Below are 22,406 nucleotides of genomic sequence, written 5' to 3'. Positions count from 1 at the left end.
CGATCGTGCTTTCGAGTTGCAAGCTGCTGCATTCCTGGCCTGTCCTAGATCGGCAGTTCCGACGTGTATTTGATCGTCTGGCTCGGCACGTCGGTCTTGACGTTCTGCACGCCCTTGATGCGGCTGAGATGTTCCGACTGGAAGCGGCGGTAGTCGTCGATGCCGGCTGCCACCACGCGCACCATGGCGTCGCAGTCGCCCAGCATGAGATAGCATTCCATCACTTGCGGCAGCTTGGCCACCTCGGTGGCGAAATGTTCGATCGTGTCCTCGTCCTGCGCCTTCAGCCAGATGCGGGTGAAGAAGGTGAGGCCCTTGCCGATGCTGGCCGGATTGATCACGGCGACATAGCGGTCGATGATGCCGGCTTCCTCCAGCAGCTTGACGCGCCGCAGGCAAGGCGAGGGCGACAGGCCGACCTCATTTGCCAGATCATTGTTGGCCATGCGGCCGTCGCGCTGCAGCGCCCGCAGGATGCGCTTGTCGATGTCGTCGAGCTTCATGGTGTTTAATTCCATTTTCCTGGCAATATGTGACAGTGAATGCCAAAATTGGCTCAAAGACAACAATCTTCGCAACCAAATTGCCGAGAAGTGTGGGTATGTTTTGCTCCTGACACCCAAGAAATTTCAAACGCAGGGCAGGGCGGCTGTGAGGCTGGCCTGTGGCAGACCATGAGCATTTCACAGGCAGTCGAAGCGGCCGGCAATGGTTCGCAATCCGAGTTCCGTCGTGGTGTAACGTCCTGCGCGCCGGTGCTGGTCGGCACCATTCCCTACGCGCTGGTGCTTGGCGCCCAGGCCACGCAGAAGGGGCTGAGCACGGTCGAGTTATCGATGATGACCGGGCTGAACTTCGCCGGCGGCTCGGAATTCGCGGCGATCCAGCTGTGGACGTCGCCGCCGCATATCCTCCTCATCGTCGCCATCACCTTCCTGGTCAACAGCCGTCATTTGCTGATGGGAGCGGCGCTGGCGCCATTCCTGCGCGAGCTGCCGCGGCGCAAGGTTTTCCCGGCGCTGTTCCTCATGTGCGACGAAAGCTGGGCGCTGGGCCTGGCCGACGCCAAGCAGCGCGCCGCCGCGGGCATCGGCCCGGCCTTCAGCCCGCGCTACTATATGGGCGCCGCGCTGGCGATGTATCTCACCTGGGTGGCTTTCACCTCGCTCGGCGCCTTGCTCGGCCCGATGCTGGGCGATGTCGGGACCTATGGTTTCGACATGGCGTTTCCGGCCGTCTTCCTGGTGCTGATGCGCGGCATGTGGAAGAGCGTGGCGGCGGCGCGGCCCTGGCTGGTCAGCCTAGTCGTCGCGGCCCTTGTCTATCTCTTCATTCCCGGCGCCTGGTATGTCGCGGCGGGTGCGGTGTCGGGGCTGCTTGCTGCCTGGTTGATGGCAGGTGATGCATGATCGACATGACAACCCTTTTCACCATCGTGCTGATGGCCGGCGTCACCTATCTCACACGGATCGGCGGCTATGTCGTCCTGCGCAACCGTGTGCTGAGCGCGCGGGCGACCGCGGTGATGGAGGCGGCACCCGGTTGCGTGCTGATCTCGGTCATCGCGCCGGCCTTCGTGTCGCGCAATCCCGCCGACCTTCTGGCGCTGGCCATCACCTTCATCGCCGCGACGCGGCTTTCGATGCTGCCGACCGTGCTGATCGGCGTCGCTTCGGCGGGCCTGCTCAGGCTTTTCATTGGCTAAAACGAAAAAGGCAGGCGCGAACGCCTGCCTTTCGAGTTCAGATGATCGCGAGCCTTACGCTGCGGCAGCGGCCTGCTGGCTGGCCACCACGGCATCGACCTTGGCGGTCGCCTTGGCGAGCGCCGCGGTGACCGCGTCGGGCCCCATGCCGACGCCTTCGATGCGGATGACATCGACATCGGTCATGCCGAGGAAGCCGAGCACGCCGCGCAGATAGGGAATGGCGTGATCGAACTGCACGGCCGCGCCCTCGGAATAGATGCCGCCCGAAGCCAGCACGATATAGACCTTCTTGCCGGTGACGAGGCCCTTGGGGCCGTTCTCGCCATAGGCAAAGCTCCGGCCGGAGCGGGCGATGTGGTCGACCCAGGACTTCAGCGTCGAGGAGATGTTGAAGTTGATGAAGCCGGTGGCGAGGATCACCGTGTCGGCGGCGAACAACTCGTCGAGCACGACGTCGGAAACGCCCACCACTTCGGCCTGGCGCGGGGTGCGCGCTTCAACCGGGGTGTAGATGCCGGTCGCATAATCGGTATCGATATGCGGCAGCGGGTTGGCGACGAGATCGCGCACGACCAGCGTGTTCGACGGGTCGGCGGCCAGAAGCTTCTGGGCGAATTCGGTGGCGATGCGGGTCGAGTGCGAGGCAGCGCCGCGCGGGCTCGAGGTAACAAGAAGAATGGACATAGCGGGTCTCTCCAGTGGAATGAATTGTCCGGCTCCATATGGGGCTATCGATCCATCAGATAAACTGGTATATTTTCTATATGATCCATCTATCGAATGGATAGGATAAATGCAGCCGAACCCGACCCTCGACCAGCTCCAGATCCTTGTCGCCGTTGCCGACACCGGCAGTTTCTCGGCCGCGGGCCGCAAGCTCAACCGGGCGCAATCCGTCATCAGCTACGGCATCGCCAATCTCGAGGCGCAGCTTGGGCTGAAGCTGTTCGAGCGCGAGGGCACGCGCGAGCCGCTACTGACCGAGATCGGCCGGGCCATGCTGGAAGACGCGCGGCGCATGGTGAGCGTGCTGCAGCGCATCCGCTCACGCGCCGACGGCCACCATCATGGGCTGGAGGCCGAGGTGGCGCTGGCGGTCGACGTGGCATTGCCTTCACCCGTGCTGGTGCGGGTGCTGAAGGCGTTCGAGAAGCAGTTCCCGACCGTGACGCTGCGCCTGCATATCGGCACGCTCGGCCTCATTCCCGATCTCGTCGTCAGCGGCCAGGCGGATCTCGGCATTGGCGGCTTGCTGGGGGATGTCGACGTGCACCTCGTGCGCATCGGCTTCATGTCCCTGGTGCCGGCGGCCGCACCCAACCATCCACTGGCGCTGCTGCCGAAGCCAGTGGCGCTCGAGGATGTGCGCGAGCACACGCAGCTCGTCGTCATTGACCAGTCCGAGCGCACCAAGGGACGCGATTACGGCGTCTTCGCCTATCGCACCTGGCGACTGACCGACATGCGCACCAAGCACATATTGATGCGCGAGGGGCTGGGTTGGGGCGGGCTGCCGCGCTGGCTGATCGCCGACGATCTGGCCAGTGGCCGCCTGGTGGAACTTGATCTCGAACCCTACCAGGAAACGAGCTCGCCCTTGTTTGCCATGCACCGCAACGACCGCAGCCCGAAGCCGGCGGCCGCGTGGCTGATCGACCGCTTCAAGCGCGGGCTCGGCTGCTTCAACGAATTCGAGCCCGGCGAGGTGCCCGAGGACGAGCCGGAGACCCATGGCGCTTCTGGTTCCGGTATCTGACCTGGCAACTCGCAGCCGAACTTCCAGGTCCCGCCGCGGACATCACCGGATCACCGTCACCCCGGAAACCACGATCTGCGCCGTGCGGGCCGTCAATCTCCCACGTCTGCGTAGCGTCGGTTTTTCATAGGTCTTTTTCATCTGTCGGTCCCAATGTAAGCCTCAAGGGATGAGTTGAGCCCTGACATAACGAGATACGAGCGTTCCGGTTGCGTCGCCATTCCATCCTCTGCCGCGGAGGGAGGGATTCAAATTAGATTGCGTTCAAACTCTATCCTTTTTATAGATGTCGAACGAAATCTAAATTGGGAGTCGAGATGCGAGTCAGTCGCACACAGGCGGAAGCAAATCGCGACGCGGTGATCAACGCGGCGAGCCGGCTTTTTCGAGAGCACGGCTTTGACGGTATCGGGCTGAAGGATCTGATGAAGGGTGCCGGGCTGACCCAAGGCGCCTTTTACAAGCAGTTCGACTCCAAGGAGGATCTGGCAGCGCAGGCATCGCGGCGAGCGATGGAACACGCGACCCGCAGATGGTCGGCTGTTGCTGCCGGAAGCCCCGACCCCCTTGAAGCCCTTATCGGGCTCTACCTTTCAACAGGGCATCGCGAAGAGAAGAGCGACGGCTGTCCGATCGTGGCGCTTGGTTCGGACGCGGCGCGCCAAGGCGAGGAGGTCAGGGCGCCATTCCAGGATGGCATTGCAGCCCACCTCGAGGTTCTCGACGAATTGATGCCGGCGGCAAAAGGTCCAAAAACCCATCGCAAGGCCATGGCGATGCTGTCTCTGGTGGTGGGTGCCGTGACGATCTCCCGTATCCTCAAGGATGAAGAGATGTCGCAGGCTTTTCTCGATGCCGCCGCCGGCGAAGTCAGGCGAATTGCCGCCGCGCAGGAATAGAGGCGATCGCGACCGGGCGCCCGCGCTGCGCCATCACGCGAACGGATCAAGCAGAATGACAGCTGGAGTAGAGATGCGTCGGATCGTTATTACAGGCATGGGAGCAGTCAGCCCTCTTGGGGCCAGCGTGGCGACGTCCTGGTCCCGGCTCCTGGCTGGCCGCTCGGGCATAAGGAGCCTGCCGGCCGAAATGGTGGGAGACCTGCCGGCGAAGGTCGGCGGAACGGTTCCCTCGTTGCAGGAAGACCCCGAAGCCGGCTTCGATCCAGACACCGTCCTGGCCCCGAAGGAACAGCGCAGGGCGGACCGCTTCATTGTCTTTGCACTGGCGGCGGCGGAAGAGGCGCTGGCCCAGGCGGGGTGGAAGCCGGTCTCGGACGATGACAGGGCCCGCACCGCGACGATCATCGCTTCGGGTGTCGGAGGATTTCCCGCGATAACCGAAGCCGTGCGAACCGTCGACCAGCGCGGTGTTCGGCGTCTCTCGCCGTTCACCGTGCCATCGTTCCTGGTGAACAGGGCAGCGGGACAAATTTCGATCCGACACGGGTTCAAGGGTCCGCTCGGCGCTCCGGTGACTGCCTGCGCGGCCGGCATCCAGGCGATCGGCGATGGGGCGCGTCTGATCCGCGCCAATGAGGCCGACATCGCGGTCTGCGGCGGAACGGAAGCCTGCATGAATGCGGTCAGCCTCGGCGGCTTTGCCGCGGCACGCTCGCTTTCGACCTCCTTCAATCACCGTCCCGATCAGGCGTCCCGTCCGTTCGACATGCTGCGAGACGGCTTCGTCATGGGCGAAGGAGCCGGAATCCTGGTCATCGAGTCCTTGAGCCATGCGCTTGCGCGCGGCGCCAAGCCGCTGGCCGAGCTCGTCGGCTACGGCACGACGGCGGACGCTTATCACATCACGTCCGGCCCCGAGGATGGCGACGGTGCGCGCCGGGCCATGGAGATCGCGATCGCCCAAGCCGGCATTTCGGCACGGGAAGTCCGCCATCTCAACGCGCACGCGACCTCCACGCCGGTCGGCGATGCGGGAGAGATCGAGGCGATCAAAAGGGTCTTCGGCGCGGACTTCGGCATAGCGGTCAGCGCAACGAAGTCGGCGACCGGACATCTGCTCGGAGCCGCCGGCGGGCTTGGAGCCATCTTCACGGTGCTGGCGCTCAGGGACCAGGTCGCGCCGCCGACGCTCAATCTGAGCGCCCCCGATCCGGCCGGCGACGGGATCGACTTCGTCGCAAACCACGCCCGGCCAATGGAGATGGACTACGCGATCTCCAATGGTTTCGGCTTTGGCGGGGTTAACGCCAGTGCGTTGTTCCGGCGCTGGACCGACTAGCCAGCCGGTGCGGGCGCCGGAGCGGCCGCTGATGAGCCGCCGGCCGTGGACGACCAGCGGGACACATTTTCGAAACGCAACCCTGGCCAAAGAAAGAACTCCCATGAACAAAACCAATCTCGGCGTCGCCCTGGTCACCGGGGCATCCTCCGGCATCGGGCACGCAACGGCCAAGGCCCTGCTCGAGGCGGGCTTTCGCGTGTTCGGAACCAGCCGTCGCGCGGCGGGCGAGAGGACCGACGGCGTCACCATGCTGACCTGCGACGTGACCGATGACGCGTCCGTGGCGAAACTGGTCGATGACGTTCTGGCCAAGGCTGGACGCATCGACCTGCTCGTCAACAATGCCGGGATGGGTCTGTTTGGCGGCGCGGAAGAGTCCTCGACCGCCCAGGCCCAGGCGCTGTTCGACGTGAACGTCTTCGGCGTGTTGCGCGTGACCAACGCGGTGTTGCCGGCAATGCGGCGCCAGGGAAAGGGCAGGATCGTCAATTTGAGTTCGGTCCAAGGGTTCATCCCGGCTCCCTATTTCGCGCTTTATGCGTCGACCAAACATGCCATCGAGGGCTATTCCGAATCGCTCGACCATGAACTGCGCCCGTTCGGCATTCGCGTTGCGCTGGTGGAGCCCGCCTATACCCGTACGTCATTCGAGGAGAATCTCGCCGCCCCCGACCAGGTGCTTGATATCTATGACTCCGCGCGCACCGGCATGACCTTGGCCGTGCGGAAATCGATGGAAAACGGCGATGCGCCCGAAGTGGTGGCGGCGGCGGTGTTGAAAGCGGCCACCGATCCCGCTCCGAAGAGGCGCTATACGGCGGGAAAGATGGCGCGCCAGGTCAGTCTCCTGCGCCGTTTCGTCCCCGCGACCGCATTCGACAAGAGCCTGCGAAAGCAGCTCGGGTTGCCGGTCTGAGAGGGGGCTTTACTCGCGAACACCGAGCTGACCAGGAACCAACTTCAGGCGCGCGACAGTCCGTCGATCAGCGCCATAAGGACGGCGCGGTAGTCCTCGGCTGATGCGCCCGCCTCGATGGCGAGCGCCGCCCGATCGAAAGCCGAGCCGAGCAGGGCTGTCAGCGCCTCCGCCGGCAGCTTTGTCATCGATCGTGCGCGCATGGCCGCGACAAGGCCTTCACGCAGCGAGCGGTTGCCGTGGCGGTTATCGATGGCATCCATGGCGGCACGGCCGAGTACGGCCGGGCCGTCGAGCAGCAAGAGCCGCGTGCGGCCGGGCGCGCGCATGGCGGTGAGATAGGCTTCTGACCCGGCAATCAGCGCATCGCGGGGGCTGAACGAAGGCGGGGAGGCGCGGTCGATCTCTTTCGCCACCGCCGCGGCCTCCTGTTCAACCACGGCGGCGAATAGCGCCTGCTTGTCGGCAAAGTGGTGGTAGAGCGCGCCGCGCGTCACGCCGGCGGCGGCGACGATCTCCGGCGTGCCGGTCTCGGCATAGGACTTCTCCGTAAACAGTTTGCGCGCCGCCGCGATCAGGTCGGCGCGTGTCGCCTCGGTGCGGTCGCGGTTCGAGCGGCGTCCGGATTCCTGTTGCATACATGCAGCCTGTATGTTAATCCACTTTACATGCAGACTGTATGTTAATTGACGGGAGAAGGAAAGATGAAGACGACGAGCTACTATCCGGTGCTGATGACCGGCGATGTCGCCGGCACGGCGGCCTTCTATGTCGAGCATTTCGACTTCCGGGCCCTGTTTACGAGCGACTGGTACGTGCACCTGCGATCGGTGGACAACAGCAGGGTGAACCTCGGCATCGTCCGGGGCGACCACGAGACGGTCCCGGAGGAGGGGCGAGGGCGGACCTCGGGCCTGCTGATCAATTTCGAGGTCAGGGATCCCGATGCGGTCTATGAGCGGATCCTTGCTGCCGGCCTGCCGATCCTGCGCACGCTGCGCGACGAGCCTTTCGGCCAGCGCCACTTCATCACCAAAGACCCCAACGGCGTGCTGATCGACGTCATCAAGCCGATCCCGCCCAGCGAGGAGTTCCTGGCGCAGTATGCGGAAGGCGCGGCGGGGGCTTGAGCGGCCGCCTCAGCTCGCCCTTGCCACCGGTGTCACCGCCACCTGGCTGACGCCGGTGCGGCGCACCACGGTGCACAGCGTCTCGCGGCCGATGCGCTCGGCGTCGAGCATGCGCACGAGGTCGTCGACGCCGGTGACCGGTCGTCCGTCAATGGCGGCGATGATGTCGCCTTCCTTGAGACCCGCCTTGGCCGCCGGGCCGTCCTTCTCGACGCTGCGCAGCCGTACGGCCGTGCTGGTCGACACCTGCGACAAGAGTGCTGCGCGGCGCGGCAAATTGACGGTGTCGGCGGAGATGCCGATGAAGGCGCGGCGCACGCGGCCGAAGCGGATGATCTCGGAGATGACGAACCTGGCGGTGTTGGAGGCGACGGCGAAGGCAATGCCTTGCGCGCCGTGGATCATGGCGGTGTTGACGCCGATCACTTCGCCCGCCGACGACACCAGCGGCCCACCGGAATTGCCGGGGTTGAGCGCCGCATCGGTCTGGATGACGTCGTCGATCAGCCTGCCGGTCGAAGCGCGCATCGAGCGGCCGAGCGCCGAGACGACGCCAGAGGTGACCGTCCACTCGAAGCCGAGCGGATTGCCGATGGCAATCGCGATCTGGCCGCGCCGCAGCCGCTTGGAATCGCCGAGCGGCGCCACATCGGCGAAGCTGCCGTCGGCGCGCACCAGGGCGATGTCGGTATCGGGATCGCGGCCGAGCACGCGGCCCTCGCTGGAGGCGCCGTCCGGCATCGAAACGCGCACCGTCTTGGCATCGCCGACGACATGGAAATTGGTGACGACCAAGCCGTCCGGCGCGATGACGAAGCCCGAGCCATGGCCGCCCGGGCCGCCGATGCGCTCGATGCGGCAGACCGCCGGGCCGATGCGGTCGACGGCGTCGGCTACTGTTTCGGAATAGGCATCGAGCAAGGTGTCATCGGATCGGATTTTGGGGGCGGCGAGGGCCATCGGTTGGGTTCCGTGTTTTCAGGCTTTTTCGTGACTATATGTGCGGAGCGGCCCGAACCGCCGCGACCTGACCAGATGGCCAGTCGAACCCGTAACTAGCCGTCAGGCGAGTACCTGCAGGCGCGCCGTCGAGCGATATCTGGGACATGCAAGAAACCCAGGAGACCCTTATGAGCGACTTCAATCTGAGCGCGTTTTCAGACGCCATCGCCGATCTGGCCGCCAAGGCCGCCCCCGCAACGGCGAGCTTCACCACCCATCATCACCGCACGGCCAGTGCCTTCCATTGGAGGGACGGTTATTTCGTCACCGCCGAGGAAGCCGTCGAGGCCGGCGAGGAGATCGAACTGACGCTGGCTTCGGGCGAGACAGTGAAGGCCGAGCTGGTCGGTCGCGATCCTTCGACGGGCGTCGCCCTGATGAAGCCGGCGGATGCGGCCAACGCGCCTGCCCTTGCCAAGGCCGATGCCGTTCGGCCGGGCAACATCGCCATTGCCATCGGCAACAGCCAGGGTTCGGCACTGGCTGTGTCCGGCTCGGTCGGCGAGGTTGGTCCGGCCTGGCGCTCGATGCGCGGCGGCGCCATCGACCGGCGCATCAATCTGGCCGTCGGCGCCGGCGGCCGCTTCGAGGGCGGCCCGGTGCTCGACGCCAAGGGCGCGCTGATCGGCATGCTGCTGTTCGGGCCGCGCGGGCGCGCGCTGGTCATGCCGTACGAGACGATCGAACGGGCCGTCGCCACCTTGCGCGAAAAGGGCCATGTCGCGCGCGGCTATCTCGGCGCCGGCCTGCATCCGGTTCGCGACCGCGACGCGCATGGCGCAATGGTGATGAGCCTCGACGACAATGGCCCGGCCAAGGCCGCCGGCCTCTCGCTCGGTGACATCATCGTGGCGTGGAACGGCGAGGCCGTGCATGGTCCGCGCGACCTTATCCGCCGGCTCGGGCCCGACAGCGCGGGCGCTTCGGTGACGTTGGGTGTCGTGCGCGGCGGCGAGCAGCGCGACGTCGCGCTGACCATCGGCGAAAAGCCGCTGAGCTGAGAGGATCGATGGAAACACTCGCCAGCGACCGGATCGAGACCGACAGCGCGGCTTCGCGGCGGCTGGTAGTGCTGATTGCGCTTGCCGATGCCGGGCGCGCCGAGCGCCTGGCGGCATCGCTTGCCGCCAGCGACGACCTGTTGCCGATGGTCGTTGGCGGCGGCAGGGCCGACGTTGCGGTCGTCGACGACAGGAGCGGTGATGCCGTGCCGGCCTCGGTGCCACGGGTGCTGCTCTCGGCGCGTGCCAGCGCAGAGCGGCCTGCCGGCGAAGTGTTTGCCGTCATGCCCGCCGGCGCGGACGACCTGCTGATCGCCGCGGCGGCGCGGTTGGCCGCCGCTGGCTACAGCATATCGGGCAATGGCCGCGCGCCCGGACATCGCGAGGATTTCCACGCAGGCGAGCCGTTCGAGGATGAAGTTTTGGACGAGCACGCCGCCCGGCCAGCGCTGTCGCCACGCGAGGCGGAAGTGCTGGCGCTGCTTGCCGAAGGGGCGCCCAACAAGGTGATCGCGCGGCGGCTCAACATTTCCGTGCACACGGCGAAGTTCCATGTCGCCGCGATCCTGATCAAGCTCGGCGCCGCCAATCGTACGGATGCCATCGCCATTGCGATGCGTCAGGGGCTGGTGCTGGTTTAGCGGTAATCATCACCAAGGCCAGCGCTGCCCCTCATCCGCCTGCCGGCACCTTCTCCCCGTATAGTGACGGGGAGAAGGGAATTGGCAGCCACCTCGGCGCTATTCTTTGCAACGTCAATGATGGCGAAGGCGGCGACCACGGCATCTTTGTCGCCGTCACTATGCGGGGAGAAATGCCCGGCAGGGCAATGAGGAGCCGCTCCACCATGCTAGACGGACCCTCCGTAGCGTCATCATCAGTCCCCCCTCCAGCCTCTTGTATCCGGGTTCGCCGCGGGCAAGGATCGCGCCGACGAAAAGTTGCAGGGAGGCGAAGAATATGTCGCTCGAGGGAAAGACGCTGTTTATCTCCGGCGGGTCGCGCGGCATTGGGCTGGCGATCGCGCTGCGCGCCGCGCGCGATGGCGCCAATGTGACGATCGCGGCCAAGACCGCCGAGCCGCATCCGAAGCTGCCGGGCACGATTTACAGCGCGGCGCAAGAGATCGAGCAGGCGGGCGGCAAGGCGCTCCCGGTGCTGTGCGACATTCGCGAGGAAGCGCAGGTGGCCGACGCGGTCGCCAAAACCGTCGAGAAATTCGGCGGCATCGATATCTGCGTCAACAATGCCAGTGCCATCCAGCTCACCGGCACGCTGGAAACCGACATGAAGCGCTATGATCTGATGCATCAGATCAACGCGCGCGGCACCTTCCTCGTGTCCAAAATGTGCATTCCGCACCTGAAGTTGGCTAAAAACCCTCACATCCTGAATCTGGCGCCGCCGCTCGACATGAAGGCGAAATGGTTCAAGAGCCACGTCGCCTACACCATGGCCAAGTTCGGCATGTCGATGTGCACGTTGGGCATGAGCGCGGAATTCGCCAGGGATGGCATCGCGGTCAATTCGCTGTGGCCGATCTCGACCATCGACACGGCGGCGGTGCGCAATCTCCTGGGCGGGGCGACCGTGGCGGCGATGAGCCGCTCGCCCGATATCATGGCCGACGCCGCGCATGCGATCTTCATGCGGCCGTCGCGCGAGGCAACAGGCAATTTCTACATCGACGAGGAGGTGCTGCGCGCCGAGGGCGTCAACGATTTCTCGGTCTATGCGCCCGGGGCTACCGGACCGCTGGCGGGAGATTTCTTTGTGCCGGACGAGGTGTTTGCGAATTCCGATACGAAGATCAGGACAGCCTTCTAGAAATGCCTGGGATAGTCCATGCGCTGATGCAAAATGCGTACGACGTTGATGGATCCCTGGCCCATTCGCAGAAACACCACGTGTGACCCGACGGCATACTTCAACAAATCCGACCGGATATTCGAGGCGCTTCTCGCGATCGTTGGGAATTGATCTATAAGTTTGACCACGGAGTGGATGGTGCGGATATACGCCTCCGCTCGCTCCGCGCCCCATTCACCTAAGGAATGGTCCCATATGGCGTCCAGGTCTGCTTTCGCCTTCGGCGAAAACCGGACGGTCCGCTTCACCGGTGTTTCTTGGACTTGAGAAAAGCCTCGATGTCGAATGGCTCGGGATCGCCAGACTTGTCCCCCTCATCAATAGCAGCCCGAAGCTGCTCAAGCTTCAGTTCCTGTTCTTCCAAAAGACGCAGGCCTGCGCGAACGGCTTCGCTGGCTGAGCCGAAGCGGCCGCTCGCGATCTGTCGCTGGATAAAGGCGTCGTACTGATCACCCAATGTGATGGACGTGTTCTTGGGCATCATCAATCTCCGATACCAATAGATGGTATCAATTCGTCGGAAAGTTGACAAGCATTGGAGCGCGGTCTCTCATTCACGCCTGCCTTGCTCAGGCCCCTCAGCCGGCGTTGGCAGCGTATTCGGCCACCAGACCATCGTTAGATGGGCTTGAAGCAAAAAACCCCGCCGGAGAGGGCCGGCGGGGCTCGATGCGTCCCGCTGGAGTCGGGACGGGGCAGGGAACGCCCAGTGCAGAATCTGGGGTGCGAAGCCCGGTGATTCAATGAGCCGGCTCCAAGGGCTGTACAATTCTTGTTGACCCGGCAGCGCTGCTGCCAGTTCCAGCCCATCCCGGTGACCGGGATGAGCTGCTATTGCCGACCTGATTCCAGAAATCACCGCAAGGCGCTGGAAACGCAGGTCAATTGTTGCTCGCCACCGGCGCCACCAGCGAGGTGATGCGACGGATGGCGACGCGCCTGTTCTCGCGGTTGGGCGCCGAGGTGTCGACCTTCAGATACTCCTCGCCATAACCCTGTGTCGTCAGATTCTCGGGCGGGATGCCGAAGGCATTGGTCAGCGCTTCCGCAACCGCTTCGGCACGGCGATCCGACAGTGCAAGGTTCGCCTCCGGCGTTCCGACGGCGTCGGTATGGCCCTCGATCAGGAAGGTCTCGGCTGGGTTCTTCTTCAGCAGTTTCTCCATGGCGTTGGCGACGCCCTCCAGTTTCTGCACCTCGGTGTCGGAGATCGAAGAAGAGCCGAATTCGAAGTTCAGCGTGTCGAGGTCAATGCGCCGAGCAATGTCACGCACGCGGGCCGAACGCTTGACCTCGTTGATCGAATAGAGGCGCTGCACCTTCTCCACCGGCGGCTGTTCGAGGAAGGTATAATAGTCGTCGTCGCTTTCGACATCCTCGGAATCGAGAATGTAATCCCGGCGCGGGATGGTCAGCCGCATCGGCGGCAGGTCATCGCCGGGATCGCGCCAGTCGTTTTCGTCCTGGTAGCTGCGCTCGTCGACATAGCTCAGCACATATTCGCGACCGTCGGGCGCGATGCGCGACCGCTGCAGAATGTCGCCGTAGCGGTTGCGGATGGTGACGATCCGGAAGCCATTGTCGCGCTCGACCGTCTCGCGCGTGCGGCCCTGCGGCAGGTCCTCGTAGTAGACGTCCTTGGCGCCGCGGGTCAGGCGTGGGCGATCATTGCTCTGGACGAACGTCTGATCGTTGAACTGGATGATGACCCGGTCACCGATCTCCTTGAGCACGTCGACGCCCTCGGGCCGGCGGCGATCACGAATGTCCTCGTCAGGCGCGCGCTCGAGGCGCTTGCCCTGCTCCTGAGTCACAGGCGCGATCTTTTCGGGCTTGATCGCCTCCTGGGCGGTCCTATCGTCCGTTGGGGGCGGACCCTGATCCACCGGCGCCACTACCGGCTTGCGGCCCTGGTCACCGCCCTGCTGGGCATTCTGCCCGCCATTTTGCTGCCCACCATTCTGCTCTTCGCCATTCTGGTTGGCGGGCTTGCGGCCGCCCTGGCCATTCTCGCCGCGACCCTTGCGCTTGGCATCCTTCTGGCTGTCGAGGATGGGGGCGGCGTTCTTGTCGGCGGGTGCTTCCCCCTGAACGGGGTTTTCGCCCTGGACAGGCGCGGCCTTCCCGCTGGTGGCGGGCTGCTCTCCCGTCGCCGGCTGTTCGCCGGTGGCGGGCTGTTTGCCGGTCAGCGGCTGTTCGCCGGTCGCAGGCTGCTCACCGGTCGCCGGCGGTTCGCCAGCCGGTTTCCTGCCGTGTTTCTTCGTCTTGTCCTGCGACTGCTCGCCCTGGGCGGCAGGCTGCTCGCCGGCGGGGGCCGGTTCAACCTTCGGCGTCGCTTCGCCGGCAGGAGCTTCCTTGGGCGTCGGGGCGGTCTCCGGCACGGCGGCCGGCGCCTCTTTCTGCTGATCCTGCTTGTGTTTCCTGCCGGGCTTGACCGGCTGGTTGTCGTTGGCGGGCGCGGCCTCGCCGGCGGGCGCCTGTTCGGTCTGCTGCTGCTGGTCGCGCTTCTTCTTGCGCGGCTGCTGCTCGTCGGTGGCGGGCGCTGCCTCGCCGGCGGGCGCCTGTTGGGTCTGCTGCTGCTGGTCGCGCTTCTTCCTGCGCGGCTGCTGCTCGTCGGTGGCGGGCGCTGCCTCGCCGGCGGGCGCCTGCTCGGCCTGCTGCTGCTGGTCGCGCTTCTTCCTGCGCGGCTGCTGCTCGTCGGTGGCGGGCGCTGCCTCGCCGGCGGGCGCTTGCTCGGCCTGCTGCTGCTGGTCGCGCTTCTTCCTGCGCGGCTGCTGCTCGTCGGTGGCGGGCGCTGCCTCGCCGGCCGGTGCCTGCTCAGCCTGCTGCTGCTGGTCGCGCTTCTTCTTGCGCGGCTGCTGTTCTTCGGCCGCGGGGGCGGGCTTCTCGGCGGCGGGAGCGGACTCCGTCTGCTGCTGCTGCTGCTCGCGCTTCTTCTTGCGCAGCTGTTCCTGGTCGCTCTGCCCCTGATCGGTGGGCGTGTCCTGCGCCAGGATGATCAGCGGTGTCGCGCCGCGCTGCATGGGGCCGAACGCGGCTGTCCCCTCGAGCGGGGACGCGCCTAACGGCGCGGATGCCATCAACAGGCCAAGGGCTGTGCCTGCCAGAATCCGTGGTTGGCGTTTCATCGAAATTCTCCTTGTGGGGTCCCATCCTTGCCGAAACCGCTTTTAACGAAATTGGTTCCAGCGGCGCATCGTTAGGGGCCGTACGGGGCTATTGGCCGGCCTTTTGAAGGCAAATTCGTGTCATTCGAACGAGTTACCGCGCCATTTCCCGCTCTTGCAGCGCTTGACCTCGGCGGCGGCTGGGGCCACATGCCGGATATGGAAACGCCGTTCTGGAAAACCAAGACGCTGGAAGAGATGAGCCCCACGGAGTGGGAATCGCTCTGCGACGGCTGCGGCAAGTGCTGCCTGTCGAAGCTCGAGGACGAAGACACCGGCGAAATCTACTGGACCAGCGTCGGCTGCCGGCTGTTCGACGCCGAAAGCTGCCGCTGTGCCGACTATGCCAACCGACTGGCGCGCGTTCCCGATTGCGTCGGGTTGACGCCGCAGAATGTGCGCACCATCAGCTGGCTGCCCAGCACCTGCGCCTACCGGCTGGTGGCCGAGGGCCGCGACCTCTACTGGTGGCACCGGTTGGTATCGGGCAGTGCCGAGACCGTACACGAGGCCGGCATCTCGATGCGCGGCCGGGTCAAGGCCAGCGAGACCGACCTTGCCGAGGCGGAAGACTATTTTGACTATATGCTCGACGACGAGCCCTGACGCGCGGACATCGGCAGGAGTTTGCCTGTCGGGAACAAGGACGAGGGAGGCGTTTGGCGCGGATATTGTTGAATGCCGGCAAGGGATTTGGCCGGCGAGGGATTTGCAAATGACCGGGGCTTTGCCCCGCCGGCGCCAGATGAACCGCAGATGAACGGGCAGTTCGTAAACAGTTCAGGCAGGCCAGTGCATTCTCCCGCCATCGGTTTCACGAGGACGGGCGCAAGCCCGCAACAAGGAGAGAGAACCATGTACACCACCATCAAGACGGCAGCGCTTTCGGCTCTGGTCGGCCTCGGCGCGCTGACGGCCATCCCCGCCCATGCCGACAGCCTCTATCTCGGCTTCGGCAACAACCAGGATCCGCGCTTCGGCGTCTATGCCGGCGACGACGGCTATCGGCATCGCCGCGACGACTGGCGCCGCGACGGCTGGCGCCGCGGCTGCTCGCCGGATCGCGCGCTCGACAAGGCCGAGCGCATGGGCCTCTACCGAGCCCGCATCGTCGATGCCAACCGTCGCGTGGTCAAGGTGATGGGCCGTCAGGACGGCGACCGTGTCGTCATCGTGTTCGCCAACGAGCGCGGTTGCCCGGTCATCTATCGCTGAGGCTTAGGCCTGGAGGCTGATCTTCTGCGAAGACCAGCCTGGAGACACGACCTTCCATGAAGGTCGGTCTGGACTAGCGGAGCCCCTGTCCCATTGGGCGGATGCGGCTCGAAAAAACCCCGCGGGAGCGATCCCGCGGGGTTTTTCATGCGGGCCAAGGGACGGACGATGGCCGGCAGGACCGGCCATCCACTCAACCCGGTTACTTCAGTTCGAAGGTAACGGTGACCTGGACATTGTAGGCGTTCTCGCCGGCCTGCACCGGCGCTGCCCCGGCCGCGGCGTCGAAGGCCTTGGCGTTGATCGGCATCGGCGCCGGCCTGATGTTCTGATCCGTGATCTCGAGCACCCGGCCGAGGCTGACGCCGGCCGCCTCGGCCAGCGTCCTGGCCTTGGCCGTGGCGTCGGCGACAGCCTTCTTGCGCGCCTCGGTGACGGTGGCCGCCGGATTGTCATTGGTGAAGGCGATGCCGCCGCCCTGGTTGACGCCGAGCGACACCGCCTTGTCGAGGATTTCGCCTGTCTTGTCGACGTCGCGCACGCGCACCGAAAGCGTGTTGGTCACCTGATAGGCGACGAGTTCGGCCTCCTGGCTGCCGTCGGGCTTGTTGGTGAAGTTGTAGCGGGGGTTGATCTGGATGCCCGCGGTCTGCAGGTCGCGATCCTTGATGCCGGCGGCCTTCATCGCGGCGATCACGGCGGCCATGGCGTCATTGTTGGCGTCGAGCGCGGCGCGCGCCGTCTTGGCTTCGCGCATGACGCTGAGCGTCAGGATCGCCAGATCGGGGGCTACGGTTGCTTCGCCCTCGCCGGACACGATGATGCGGGGCGGCGTCGGCAGATCGGTGGCTCCAGCCATCGCCGGAAAAGCGATTGCAACGGCGAGCGCGAGTGGCAAAAGATGTCTGGTCATGAAAATCTCCTTGGTCTGCGATCAGGTCGCAAGGGTCGCGTAGAGCGCGATTATGGGTTGATTTGGGCGATCTGCGAAAGCCCGCCGGTAAAGGCTTGTGCGGCGATGCGAAAAACATTAATCCAGCCCGCGTGGGGCCTGTAGCTCAATGGTTAGAGCCGGCGGCTCATAACCGCTTGGTTGGGGGTTCGAGTCCCTCCGGGCCCACCAAAAGTCTCACTCAAGTAGTTGATTTTGATATATATTTCAGAGGCGGCCACAACGTGGACTCGAACCCCTCTTCCTGACCAGAACTACCCCCGGCGATTTTCCTTGCGATCTCGGAATCGCTTGGTCATTAAGTTCACCTTCGCCGTTTCCTGAAGCAGACATCGTCGGAGACTGCGTTTCTAGGTCGCGAGAATGTTGGCCCTTTCTTGGTCGCGTCTTACAAAACTGCGCCACCCGCCATAGGCGGAGATATCGGCGGCGTCAGTCAGGCCGGCGGTTTCCACCAAAAACCCCTTGGCTGCGCTGCCATCCTCGAGTTCGATCGTTCCTACGCCCAGCGGTGGGGGGATGGCGGCGACGAATCGTCCGAACGCCTCCGGACCCAGCCGCCAGACCTCGACGTCTATTCGCATTCCATCCCTGGAGACCCGGACAAGGCCCGGCTTGGGCACGGATTGGCCGGCAAGCGCGTAGAGCCGGTAGGCAGGTGTGGTTTTCGTTACTCTCGAGAATTGGGCGCCTAGGTCCCTTAGCTGACCGTTGAGCGGCATCCCCGACAGATGCGCGCCGACCACCACCAGATCAATCGTCTGGTCCTGTGCAACGTTGCCAGGCAAGGCACTCCCCGGCTGCGCCCAGCCGGTCGCGCCGAGCGGAAGAGCGCTCATGGCATGAACGTCGCGCGCGAGCGACGCCGTGAGCCAATCCTTGCCCACCATACCCAGCAGGGTCACGCTCATCGGCAGCCCATCGTCGCGCTTGCCGGTCGGCACGGCGATGCCGCACATATCGAGCAGATTGACGAAATTTGTGTAGGTACCGAGCCGACTGTTGGTGGTGATCGGATCGGCAAGCACCGCCTGGAGAGCGTAATGCGTTGGTGCCGTCGGCACACAGAAAAGGTCGACAGAGGCGATGATCGGGGCGAGCTTGGCCTTGTAGGCCTGAAGCGCATAGAGGCCGTTGAAGGCATCGGCCGCTGACAGGCCGCGCGCGCCGCCAATGATTTTGCGCGTTACCGGATGCATTGCGGCTTCGTTGGCGTCCATGAAGTCGCGGATCGCCGCGTAGCGTTCGGCAACCCAGGCTCCTTCATAGAGAAGATTTGCGGTGGCGTAGAAATCGGCGAACGGAATTTCGACCAGCCGACAACCAAGCTTTTCCAGCAAGCCAAGCGCCGCCTCAAAGCCCGTCTGCATCGATGCGTCGCCGAAGAATTTCAAATCCGCCTTCTGCGGCACGCCGACCGTCAGCACGGGTGGGCGAGCGGCAAGCGCCGGCACCTTGATGGCGCGCGAATAGGCATCGGCCGGGTCCTTGGCCGCCGCCACGCCGTACACTGCGTAGGCATCGTCTACGGTGAGCGCGAATACCGAGATGCAGTCGAGCGTACGGCAGGCTGGCACAACGCCGGCGCCCGAAAGCGCGCCGACCGTCGGCTTCAGCCCGACGATGTTGTTGAGACCGGCGGGGATGCGGCCGGACCCGGCCGTGTCGGTGCCTAGCGCGAAGGAGACGATGCCGCGCGCCGTCGCAACGGCGGATCCCGAAGAGGAGCCGCCGGGCACCAGGCTGGCATCGACAGCGTTCCTCGGGATCGGATAGGGCGTGCGCACACCGACCAGACCGGTGGCGAACTGGTCGAGATTGGTCTTGCCGACCACCAGCGCCCCGGCAGCCTTCAGCCGCGCCACCACGGTTGCGTCCTTGTCTGGTATGTAGGCATATTCGGCGCAGGCGGCGGTTGTCGGCATGCCGGCGACATCGATGTTGTCCTTGACCGCGAACGGCACGCCCCACAGAGGCTTGGCCACCGGATCGAACGGTCCGAGCTTTTGCGCCTGCGCCAGCATCTCCGCCTTGGCGGCGAGATGAATGAAGATGCCGGGATCGTCAGCCGCCTCGATGCGGGCGTGGACTGTATCGACCATGTCAGCAACGCTGACGCCGGCCGCATAGGCGGCGTGCAGGCCGCCGATGTCGAAGCGGATCTCGTTCATGTGGCCTCTCCCAGAATAATCACGGGCAGGTCCCACTGGATCAGCACGACGCAGCCGTCCTTGGTCCACACCGAATGCTCGGTCCCCACCGGATTCAGGACGACGCTGCCGGCCTGATAATTGCCATTCTCGTCGCTCTGCGTGCCCTCGAGCACGACGATGGTTTCGAGCCCGACATGGCGGTGGCGGGGCACGGCCGCCCCGGACTGGTATTTCAAGATTGCGACCGAGGGTTCGACTGGTCCGCCCTTGAGCAGCCAGTGCACCGTGATGCCTTCGCGAAAAGGCTCGAACGCCAGCCCGCGCCAGCCGCCATCGATCAGGCCGGCAAAACTCAGATTAGCCATCGGCAAGTCCCTGCAGCACCTGATCGGTCGTCGCCGTCCAACCGACGATGGCGCCCTGCGCGCGGATCATGGCGATGGCCGCCGCCTTGAACTCCGGGAAATAACTTTCCGTCGCGTCTTCGGCGAGCAGGCACTCATAACCGCGATCGTTGGCCTCGCGCATCGTCGTCTGCACACAGACCTCGGTGGTGACGCCGGCGAAAACCAGTTGCCGCGCGCCGAGCCGCTTCAGTTCCTCATCAAGACTGGTCGCGTAGAAGGCGCCTTTGCCCGGCTTCTCGATGACGACCTCGCCGGGCAGCGGCGCCAGCTCGTCGAGGATCGCCGTACCCGGTTCGCCGACGATCAGCACGCGGCCCATCGGCCCGACATCGCCGATTCGGATCGACGGATTGCCGCGGTCGCGCTTGGCCGGCGGCAGGTCGGAGAGGTCCGCCCTGTGGCACTCCATGGTGTGGATCACCGGCAGGCCGGCGGCGCGGAACCCCTCGATCAGTCTCTTCACCGTCGGCACGATCGCGGTGACCCGGCTGACATCGTTGCCGAGGCTGGCGCCGAAGCCGCCCGGCTCGGCGAAATCGCGCTGCATGTCGATGACCACCAGCGCCATCGTGTCGGACTTGAATGCAAATGCAAACGGCTGCGCATCGATTTCAGCCATCAATGATGTCCCGCCATATGTTCGCCGATGGTCTGCACGCTCGCCTGCGCGATCGGCGTTTCGTAGACCAGCGCGCCGTCCGACATGACGAAGATGCGGTCCGACAGTTCCAGCAGTTCGTCGAGGTCCTCCGAGATCAGCAACACGGCAGCACCCGCATTGCGCGCCTTCATGATGCGGGCGCGGATTTCGGCCACGGCCGAGAAGTCGAGGCCGAAGCAGGGATTGGAAACAATCAGCAGATCGACCCCGCCGGTCAGTTCGCGCGCCAGCACCGCGCGCTGCACATTGCCGCCTGACAGCGAGGCGATGGGCGACGACAGCGATGCGGTCTTGACCTTGAACTGTTCGACTAGCCTGGCGCTGAAAGCACGGATCGCACTGGCATTGATCCAGCTCACCGGTCTGCCATTGCCGTCCATGTCGAAGGTGCGAAAGGAGATGTTCTCGGCCACGGTCATTTTCGGCGCGCAAGCATTCTTCAGCGGCTCCTCGGGAATGAGCCGGACATTGAGCGCGCGCGCCTCGGCCCGCGTCGCTGCGTAGGTGGCGCCGCGCACCAGCACCTCGCCGGCCTCGCGCGGACGCTGACCGGCCAGCACTTCCAGAAATTCCTTCTGGCCGTTGCCGGAAATACCGGCGATGCCGACGATCTCGCCCGATCGCACACCGAGATCCTCGATACGGATCGACTTCAGCCCGGTGCGGTCAGGCGCCTTCAGCGATCTGACCTTCAGCACGATCTCGGCATCCGGTTTTGGCGCCGCACGGCTGTCGAGGGCGGCGATCGGCTGGTCGCCGATCATCATCGCGGCCATCGCCTTATGGTCCAGGTTGGCGACGCGGCCGGTTCCCGTCAGCTTGCCCTTGCGCAGCACGCTGACATCGTTGGCGAAGGCGGTCACCTCATGGAATTTGTGCGAGATCATCAGCACGGTGAGGTCGCCGGCTTTCGTCATGTCGCGCACAAGCCCCAGCACCTCTTGCGCCTCGCCGGGCGTCAGCACCGAGGTTGGCTCGTCCAGCACCAGGAATGAGCGGCCAAGATAAAGCTGCTTGATGATTTCGAGCTTCTGCTTTTCGCCAGCAGCAAGCTCCGCCACCTTGACGTCGAGCGGCAGCTTGAACGGCATGCGCTCCATGAACACGGCAAGGTCGCTGCGCTCCTTGCGCCAGTCGATGATGCCAGGAACCTTCTCGCGCGAGATGACGAGGTTTTCCGCCCCTGTCAGCGACGGCACTAGGGTGAAATGCTGGTAGACCATGCCGAGCCCAAGCGCCGAAGCGTCACGCGGACTGGCGATTGCCACCTCGCGGCCGTCGACCAGCATGTCGCCTGATGTCGGGTGATAAAAACCCATCATGCATTTGACCAGCGTCGACTTGCCGGCGCCATTCTCGCCAAGCAGCGCGTGAAAGGAACCTGCCGGCACTTTCACCGACACGGCGTCCAGCGCGGTGAAGCCGCCAAAGCGCATGGTCATGCCGATGGTTTCGACGCCGACGGCTTTTCGGACGCTGTCGCTCATCGCGGCCTCCTCATGGCAACTGAGCCACGAGCGCCGTCGAATTCGACACCGTGCCGAAGACGCCGCCTTGCATCTTGATCATCTTGATCGCCGCCAGATGGTTGCCGTGGTCGGTCGCCCCGCAGCAATCCTCCAGCATCATGCATTCATAGCCGCGGTCATTGGCCTCGCGCATTGTGGTGTGCACGCAGACATCCGTGGTGATGCCGGTCAGTACGATGTTCTCGATGCGGCGCTGGTTGAGGATCAGCTCCAGGTCGGTGGCGCAGAACGAGCCTTTGCCAGGCTTGTCGATGATCGGCTCGCCCTCGATCGGGTAGAGGTCGGGGATGATGTCCCAGCCCGGCTCGCCGCGCACAAGGATGCGCCCGCACGGGCCGGCATCGCCGATACCGGCATTGATGCGGCGCGAACGCCAGCGCTTGTTGGCCGGCAGGTCGGCGAGATCGGGCCGGTGCCCCTCGCGCGTGTGGATGATGGTATACCCCTTGGCCCGCATCGCCGACAGCACCGCCTTGATCGGTTTGATCGGCGCCCGCACCAGCGATAAATCGTAACCCATATGGTCGACATAGCCGCCTGGCCCGCAGAAATCGGTTTGCATGTCGATGATGATCAGCGCCGTGTTGTCGGGCCGCAGGTCACCATTGTAGGGCCACGGATAGGGCTCGGCATCGATGGTGTGCTGGGCAATCTCGGCTCTGGCGTTCATAGGCAAAACTCCAGTCATTTGGTGCC

General features: G+C 64.7%; 26 protein-coding genes and 1 tRNA gene. 13 read left to right on the top strand and 14 right to left on the bottom strand.

Annotated features, from left to right (window positions below):
- Positions 1–44: 44 nt before the first annotated feature.
- Entirely contained in the window at positions 45–503 is a 459-nt protein-coding gene (locus EN851_RS28935; protein WP_015316228.1) for an Lrp/AsnC family transcriptional regulator, read from the bottom strand.
- 171 nt (positions 504–674) lie between these two features.
- Here EN851_RS28935 and EN851_RS28930 point away from each other — a divergent pair, with 171 nt between their 5' ends.
- On the top strand, positions 675–1,409 hold the full coding sequence (locus EN851_RS28930; protein ID WP_127870064.1) for an AzlC family ABC transporter permease: 735 nt from the start codon (positions 675–677) through the stop codon (positions 1,407–1,409).
- Positions 1,406–1,705, top strand: a complete 300-nt coding sequence (locus EN851_RS28925) for an AzlD family protein (protein WP_135882326.1) — start codon at positions 1,406–1,408, stop codon at positions 1,703–1,705. Before EN851_RS28930 ends, EN851_RS28925 begins: the two co-directional genes overlap by 4 nt.
- 54 nt (positions 1,706–1,759) lie before the next feature.
- Here EN851_RS28925 and EN851_RS28920 read toward each other — a convergent pair whose 3' ends face one another.
- Positions 1,760–2,392, bottom strand: a complete 633-nt coding sequence (locus EN851_RS28920) for an FMN-dependent NADH-azoreductase (protein WP_135867284.1) — start codon at positions 2,390–2,392, stop codon at positions 1,760–1,762.
- Between the two features lie 109 nt (positions 2,393–2,501).
- Between EN851_RS28920 and EN851_RS28915 the strand changes: the two genes are divergently transcribed.
- Complete coding sequence (locus EN851_RS28915; RefSeq protein WP_135916356.1) at positions 2,502–3,464, top strand: LysR family transcriptional regulator; 963 nt, start codon at positions 2,502–2,504, stop codon at positions 3,462–3,464.
- A gap of 42 nt (positions 3,465–3,506) precedes the next feature.
- Here the strand turns inward: EN851_RS28915 and EN851_RS36525 are convergent, their stop codons facing one another.
- The gene (locus EN851_RS36525) at positions 3,507–3,605 is read right to left on the bottom strand and encodes a putative RiPP precursor (RefSeq protein ID WP_189343773.1); all 99 of its coding nucleotides are present in this window, start codon (positions 3,603–3,605) and stop codon (positions 3,507–3,509) included.
- Positions 3,606–3,781: 176 nt separating this feature from the next.
- On the opposite strand from EN851_RS36525, the gene EN851_RS28910 reads away from it, so the two are divergent.
- From EN851_RS28910 to EN851_RS28900, 3 genes are all read left to right on the top strand, one after another.
- Positions 3,782–4,363, top strand: coding sequence for a TetR/AcrR family transcriptional regulator (locus EN851_RS28910; RefSeq protein ID WP_135930534.1), 582 nt, complete (start codon positions 3,782–3,784; stop codon positions 4,361–4,363).
- A gap of 73 nt (positions 4,364–4,436) precedes the next feature.
- Positions 4,437–5,705 (top strand): beta-ketoacyl-ACP synthase II, encoded by a 1,269-nt coding sequence (fabF, locus tag EN851_RS28905; RefSeq protein WP_135930533.1) that lies wholly within the window; start codon positions 4,437–4,439, stop codon positions 5,703–5,705.
- Between the two features lie 103 nt (positions 5,706–5,808).
- A complete protein-coding gene (locus tag EN851_RS28900; RefSeq protein WP_135930532.1) occupies positions 5,809–6,624 on the top strand; it encodes an oxidoreductase in 816 nt (271 codons plus the stop codon).
- 44 nt (positions 6,625–6,668) lie between these two features.
- Here EN851_RS28900 and EN851_RS28895 read toward each other — a convergent pair whose 3' ends face one another.
- On the bottom strand, positions 6,669–7,262 hold the full coding sequence (locus EN851_RS28895) for a TetR/AcrR family transcriptional regulator (RefSeq protein ID WP_127870069.1): 594 nt from the start codon (positions 7,260–7,262) through the stop codon (positions 6,669–6,671).
- Positions 7,263–7,328: 66 nt separating this feature from the next.
- On the opposite strand from EN851_RS28895, the gene EN851_RS28890 reads away from it, so the two are divergent.
- The gene (locus tag EN851_RS28890) at positions 7,329–7,754 is read left to right on the top strand and encodes a VOC family protein (RefSeq protein WP_135930531.1); all 426 of its coding nucleotides are present in this window, start codon (positions 7,329–7,331) and stop codon (positions 7,752–7,754) included.
- Between the two features lie 9 nt (positions 7,755–7,763).
- Here EN851_RS28890 and EN851_RS28885 read toward each other — a convergent pair whose 3' ends face one another.
- On the bottom strand, positions 7,764–8,714 hold the full coding sequence (locus EN851_RS28885) for a trypsin-like peptidase domain-containing protein (RefSeq protein ID WP_135930530.1): 951 nt from the start codon (positions 8,712–8,714) through the stop codon (positions 7,764–7,766).
- Between the two features lie 170 nt (positions 8,715–8,884).
- On the opposite strand from EN851_RS28885, the gene EN851_RS28880 reads away from it, so the two are divergent.
- The 3 genes from EN851_RS28880 to EN851_RS28865 all read left to right on the top strand — a co-directional run bounded on the left by EN851_RS28880 (position 8,885) and on the right by EN851_RS28865 (position 11,584).
- On the top strand, positions 8,885–9,757 hold the full coding sequence (locus EN851_RS28880) for a S1C family serine protease (protein WP_135930529.1): 873 nt from the start codon (positions 8,885–8,887) through the stop codon (positions 9,755–9,757).
- Positions 9,758–9,765: 8 nt separating this feature from the next.
- Positions 9,766–10,398 carry a helix-turn-helix transcriptional regulator gene (locus tag EN851_RS28875; protein ID WP_135930528.1) on the top strand — a complete coding sequence of 211 codons (633 nt, stop codon included), beginning with the start codon at positions 9,766–9,768 and terminating at the stop codon, positions 10,396–10,398.
- A gap of 319 nt (positions 10,399–10,717) precedes the next feature.
- Positions 10,718–11,584 carry an NAD(P)-dependent oxidoreductase gene (locus EN851_RS28865; protein ID WP_135930527.1) on the top strand — a complete coding sequence of 289 codons (867 nt, stop codon included), beginning with the start codon at positions 10,718–10,720 and terminating at the stop codon, positions 11,582–11,584.
- Here EN851_RS28865 and EN851_RS28860 read toward each other — a convergent pair.
- The 3 genes from EN851_RS28860 to EN851_RS28850 form a co-directional block, all read right to left on the bottom strand.
- Complete coding sequence (locus EN851_RS28860; protein ID WP_135930526.1) at positions 11,581–11,874, bottom strand: type II toxin-antitoxin system RelE/ParE family toxin; 294 nt, start codon at positions 11,872–11,874, stop codon at positions 11,581–11,583. The genes EN851_RS28865 and EN851_RS28860 overlap by 4 nt on opposite strands.
- The gene (locus tag EN851_RS28855; RefSeq protein WP_245511728.1) at positions 11,871–12,110 is read right to left on the bottom strand and encodes a type II toxin-antitoxin system ParD family antitoxin; all 240 of its coding nucleotides are present in this window, start codon (positions 12,108–12,110) and stop codon (positions 11,871–11,873) included. The genes EN851_RS28860 and EN851_RS28855 overlap by 4 nt, the downstream gene beginning before the upstream one ends.
- Positions 12,111–12,507: 397 nt before the next feature.
- Entirely contained in the window at positions 12,508–14,754 is a 2,247-nt protein-coding gene (locus EN851_RS28850) for an OmpA family protein (protein WP_135930525.1), read from the bottom strand.
- 198 nt (positions 14,755–14,952) lie between these two features.
- Here EN851_RS28850 and EN851_RS28845 point away from each other — a divergent pair, with 198 nt between their 5' ends.
- Positions 14,953–15,399, top strand: a complete 447-nt coding sequence (locus EN851_RS28845) for a YcgN family cysteine cluster protein (RefSeq protein WP_135930560.1) — start codon at positions 14,953–14,955, stop codon at positions 15,397–15,399.
- Between the two features lie 249 nt (positions 15,400–15,648).
- Complete coding sequence (locus EN851_RS28840; protein ID WP_127276908.1) at positions 15,649–16,008, top strand: hypothetical protein; 360 nt, start codon at positions 15,649–15,651, stop codon at positions 16,006–16,008.
- Between the two features lie 202 nt (positions 16,009–16,210).
- On the opposite strand, the gene EN851_RS28835 is transcribed toward EN851_RS28840, so the two are convergent.
- Positions 16,211–16,921 (bottom strand): SIMPL domain-containing protein, encoded by a 711-nt coding sequence (locus EN851_RS28835; RefSeq protein ID WP_135930524.1) that lies wholly within the window; start codon positions 16,919–16,921, stop codon positions 16,211–16,213.
- A gap of 134 nt (positions 16,922–17,055) precedes the next feature.
- Here EN851_RS28835 and EN851_RS28830 point away from each other — a divergent pair.
- Positions 17,056–17,131, top strand: a tRNA-Ile gene (locus EN851_RS28830).
- A 179-nt stretch (positions 17,132–17,310) separates the two neighbouring features.
- Here the strand turns inward: EN851_RS28830 and atzF are convergent.
- The 5 genes from atzF to EN851_RS28805 are packed head-to-tail and all read right to left on the bottom strand — an operon-like array spanning position 17,311 to position 22,380.
- Positions 17,311–19,131, bottom strand: a complete 1,821-nt coding sequence (gene atzF / locus EN851_RS28825) for an allophanate hydrolase (RefSeq protein WP_135930523.1) — start codon at positions 19,129–19,131, stop codon at positions 17,311–17,313.
- A complete protein-coding gene (locus EN851_RS28820; protein WP_135930522.1) occupies positions 19,128–19,478 on the bottom strand; it encodes a cupin domain-containing protein in 351 nt (116 codons plus the stop codon). The genes atzF and EN851_RS28820 overlap by 4 nt, the downstream gene beginning before the upstream one ends.
- Positions 19,471–20,139 carry a cysteine hydrolase gene (locus EN851_RS28815; protein WP_127276916.1) on the bottom strand — a complete coding sequence of 223 codons (669 nt, stop codon included), beginning with the start codon at positions 20,137–20,139 and terminating at the stop codon, positions 19,471–19,473. Before EN851_RS28815 ends, EN851_RS28820 begins: the two co-directional genes overlap by 8 nt.
- Complete coding sequence (locus tag EN851_RS28810; RefSeq protein WP_135930521.1) at positions 20,139–21,668, bottom strand: ABC transporter ATP-binding protein; 1,530 nt, start codon at positions 21,666–21,668, stop codon at positions 20,139–20,141. The genes EN851_RS28815 and EN851_RS28810 overlap by 1 nt, the downstream gene beginning before the upstream one ends.
- Positions 21,669–21,678: 10 nt before the next feature.
- Positions 21,679–22,380, bottom strand: a complete 702-nt coding sequence (locus EN851_RS28805; protein WP_135930520.1) for an isochorismatase family cysteine hydrolase — start codon at positions 22,378–22,380, stop codon at positions 21,679–21,681.
- Positions 22,381–22,406 lie beyond the last annotated feature (26 nt).

It is taken from the genome of Mesorhizobium sp. M8A.F.Ca.ET.208.01.1.1 (assembly GCF_004791315.1).
Lineage (GTDB): Bacteria > Pseudomonadota > Alphaproteobacteria > Rhizobiales > Rhizobiaceae > Mesorhizobium.
The sequence above is the reverse complement of the archived record's forward strand: the minus strand, read 5'-3'. Positions and strand labels throughout refer to the sequence as shown.

Coding starts and splice junctions, on each gene's coding strand:
- EN851_RS28935 (WP_015316228.1), bottom strand. CDS start 503: ATGAAGCTCGACGACATCGACAAGCGCATCCTGCGGGCGCTGCAGCGC.
- EN851_RS28930 (WP_127870064.1), top strand. CDS start 675: ATGAGCATTTCACAGGCAGTCGAAGCGGCCGGCAATGGTTCGCAATCC.
- EN851_RS28925 (WP_135882326.1), top strand. CDS start 1,406: ATGATCGACATGACAACCCTTTTCACCATCGTGCTGATGGCCGGCGTC.
- EN851_RS28920 (WP_135867284.1), bottom strand. CDS start 2,392: ATGTCCATTCTTCTTGTTACCTCGAGCCCGCGCGGCGCTGCCTCGCAC.
- EN851_RS28915 (WP_135916356.1), top strand. CDS start 2,502: ATGCAGCCGAACCCGACCCTCGACCAGCTCCAGATCCTTGTCGCCGTT.
- EN851_RS36525 (WP_189343773.1), bottom strand. CDS start 3,605: ATGAAAAAGACCTATGAAAAACCGACGCTACGCAGACGTGGGAGATTG.
- EN851_RS28910 (WP_135930534.1), top strand. CDS start 3,782: ATGCGAGTCAGTCGCACACAGGCGGAAGCAAATCGCGACGCGGTGATC.
- fabF (WP_135930533.1), top strand. CDS start 4,437: ATGCGTCGGATCGTTATTACAGGCATGGGAGCAGTCAGCCCTCTTGGG.
- EN851_RS28900 (WP_135930532.1), top strand. CDS start 5,809: ATGAACAAAACCAATCTCGGCGTCGCCCTGGTCACCGGGGCATCCTCC.
- EN851_RS28895 (WP_127870069.1), bottom strand. CDS start 7,262: ATGCAACAGGAATCCGGACGCCGCTCGAACCGCGACCGCACCGAGGCG.
- EN851_RS28890 (WP_135930531.1), top strand. CDS start 7,329: ATGAAGACGACGAGCTACTATCCGGTGCTGATGACCGGCGATGTCGCC.
- EN851_RS28885 (WP_135930530.1), bottom strand. CDS start 8,714: ATGGCCCTCGCCGCCCCCAAAATCCGATCCGATGACACCTTGCTCGAT.
- EN851_RS28880 (WP_135930529.1), top strand. CDS start 8,885: ATGAGCGACTTCAATCTGAGCGCGTTTTCAGACGCCATCGCCGATCTG.
- EN851_RS28875 (WP_135930528.1), top strand. CDS start 9,766: ATGGAAACACTCGCCAGCGACCGGATCGAGACCGACAGCGCGGCTTCG.
- EN851_RS28865 (WP_135930527.1), top strand. CDS start 10,718: ATGTCGCTCGAGGGAAAGACGCTGTTTATCTCCGGCGGGTCGCGCGGC.
- EN851_RS28855 (WP_245511728.1), bottom strand. CDS start 12,110: ATGATGCCCAAGAACACGTCCATCACATTGGGTGATCAGTACGACGCC.
- EN851_RS28850 (WP_135930525.1), bottom strand. CDS start 14,754: ATGAAACGCCAACCACGGATTCTGGCAGGCACAGCCCTTGGCCTGTTG.
- EN851_RS28845 (WP_135930560.1), top strand. CDS start 14,953: ATGGAAACGCCGTTCTGGAAAACCAAGACGCTGGAAGAGATGAGCCCC.
- EN851_RS28840 (WP_127276908.1), top strand. CDS start 15,649: ATGTACACCACCATCAAGACGGCAGCGCTTTCGGCTCTGGTCGGCCTC.
- EN851_RS28835 (WP_135930524.1), bottom strand. CDS start 16,921: ATGACCAGACATCTTTTGCCACTCGCGCTCGCCGTTGCAATCGCTTTT.
- atzF (WP_135930523.1), bottom strand. CDS start 19,131: ATGAACGAGATCCGCTTCGACATCGGCGGCCTGCACGCCGCCTATGCG.
- EN851_RS28820 (WP_135930522.1), bottom strand. CDS start 19,478: ATGGCTAATCTGAGTTTTGCCGGCCTGATCGATGGCGGCTGGCGCGGG.
- EN851_RS28815 (WP_127276916.1), bottom strand. CDS start 20,139: ATGGCTGAAATCGATGCGCAGCCGTTTGCATTTGCATTCAAGTCCGAC.
- EN851_RS28810 (WP_135930521.1), bottom strand. CDS start 21,668: ATGAGCGACAGCGTCCGAAAAGCCGTCGGCGTCGAAACCATCGGCATG.
- EN851_RS28805 (WP_135930520.1), bottom strand. CDS start 22,380: ATGAACGCCAGAGCCGAGATTGCCCAGCACACCATCGATGCCGAGCCC.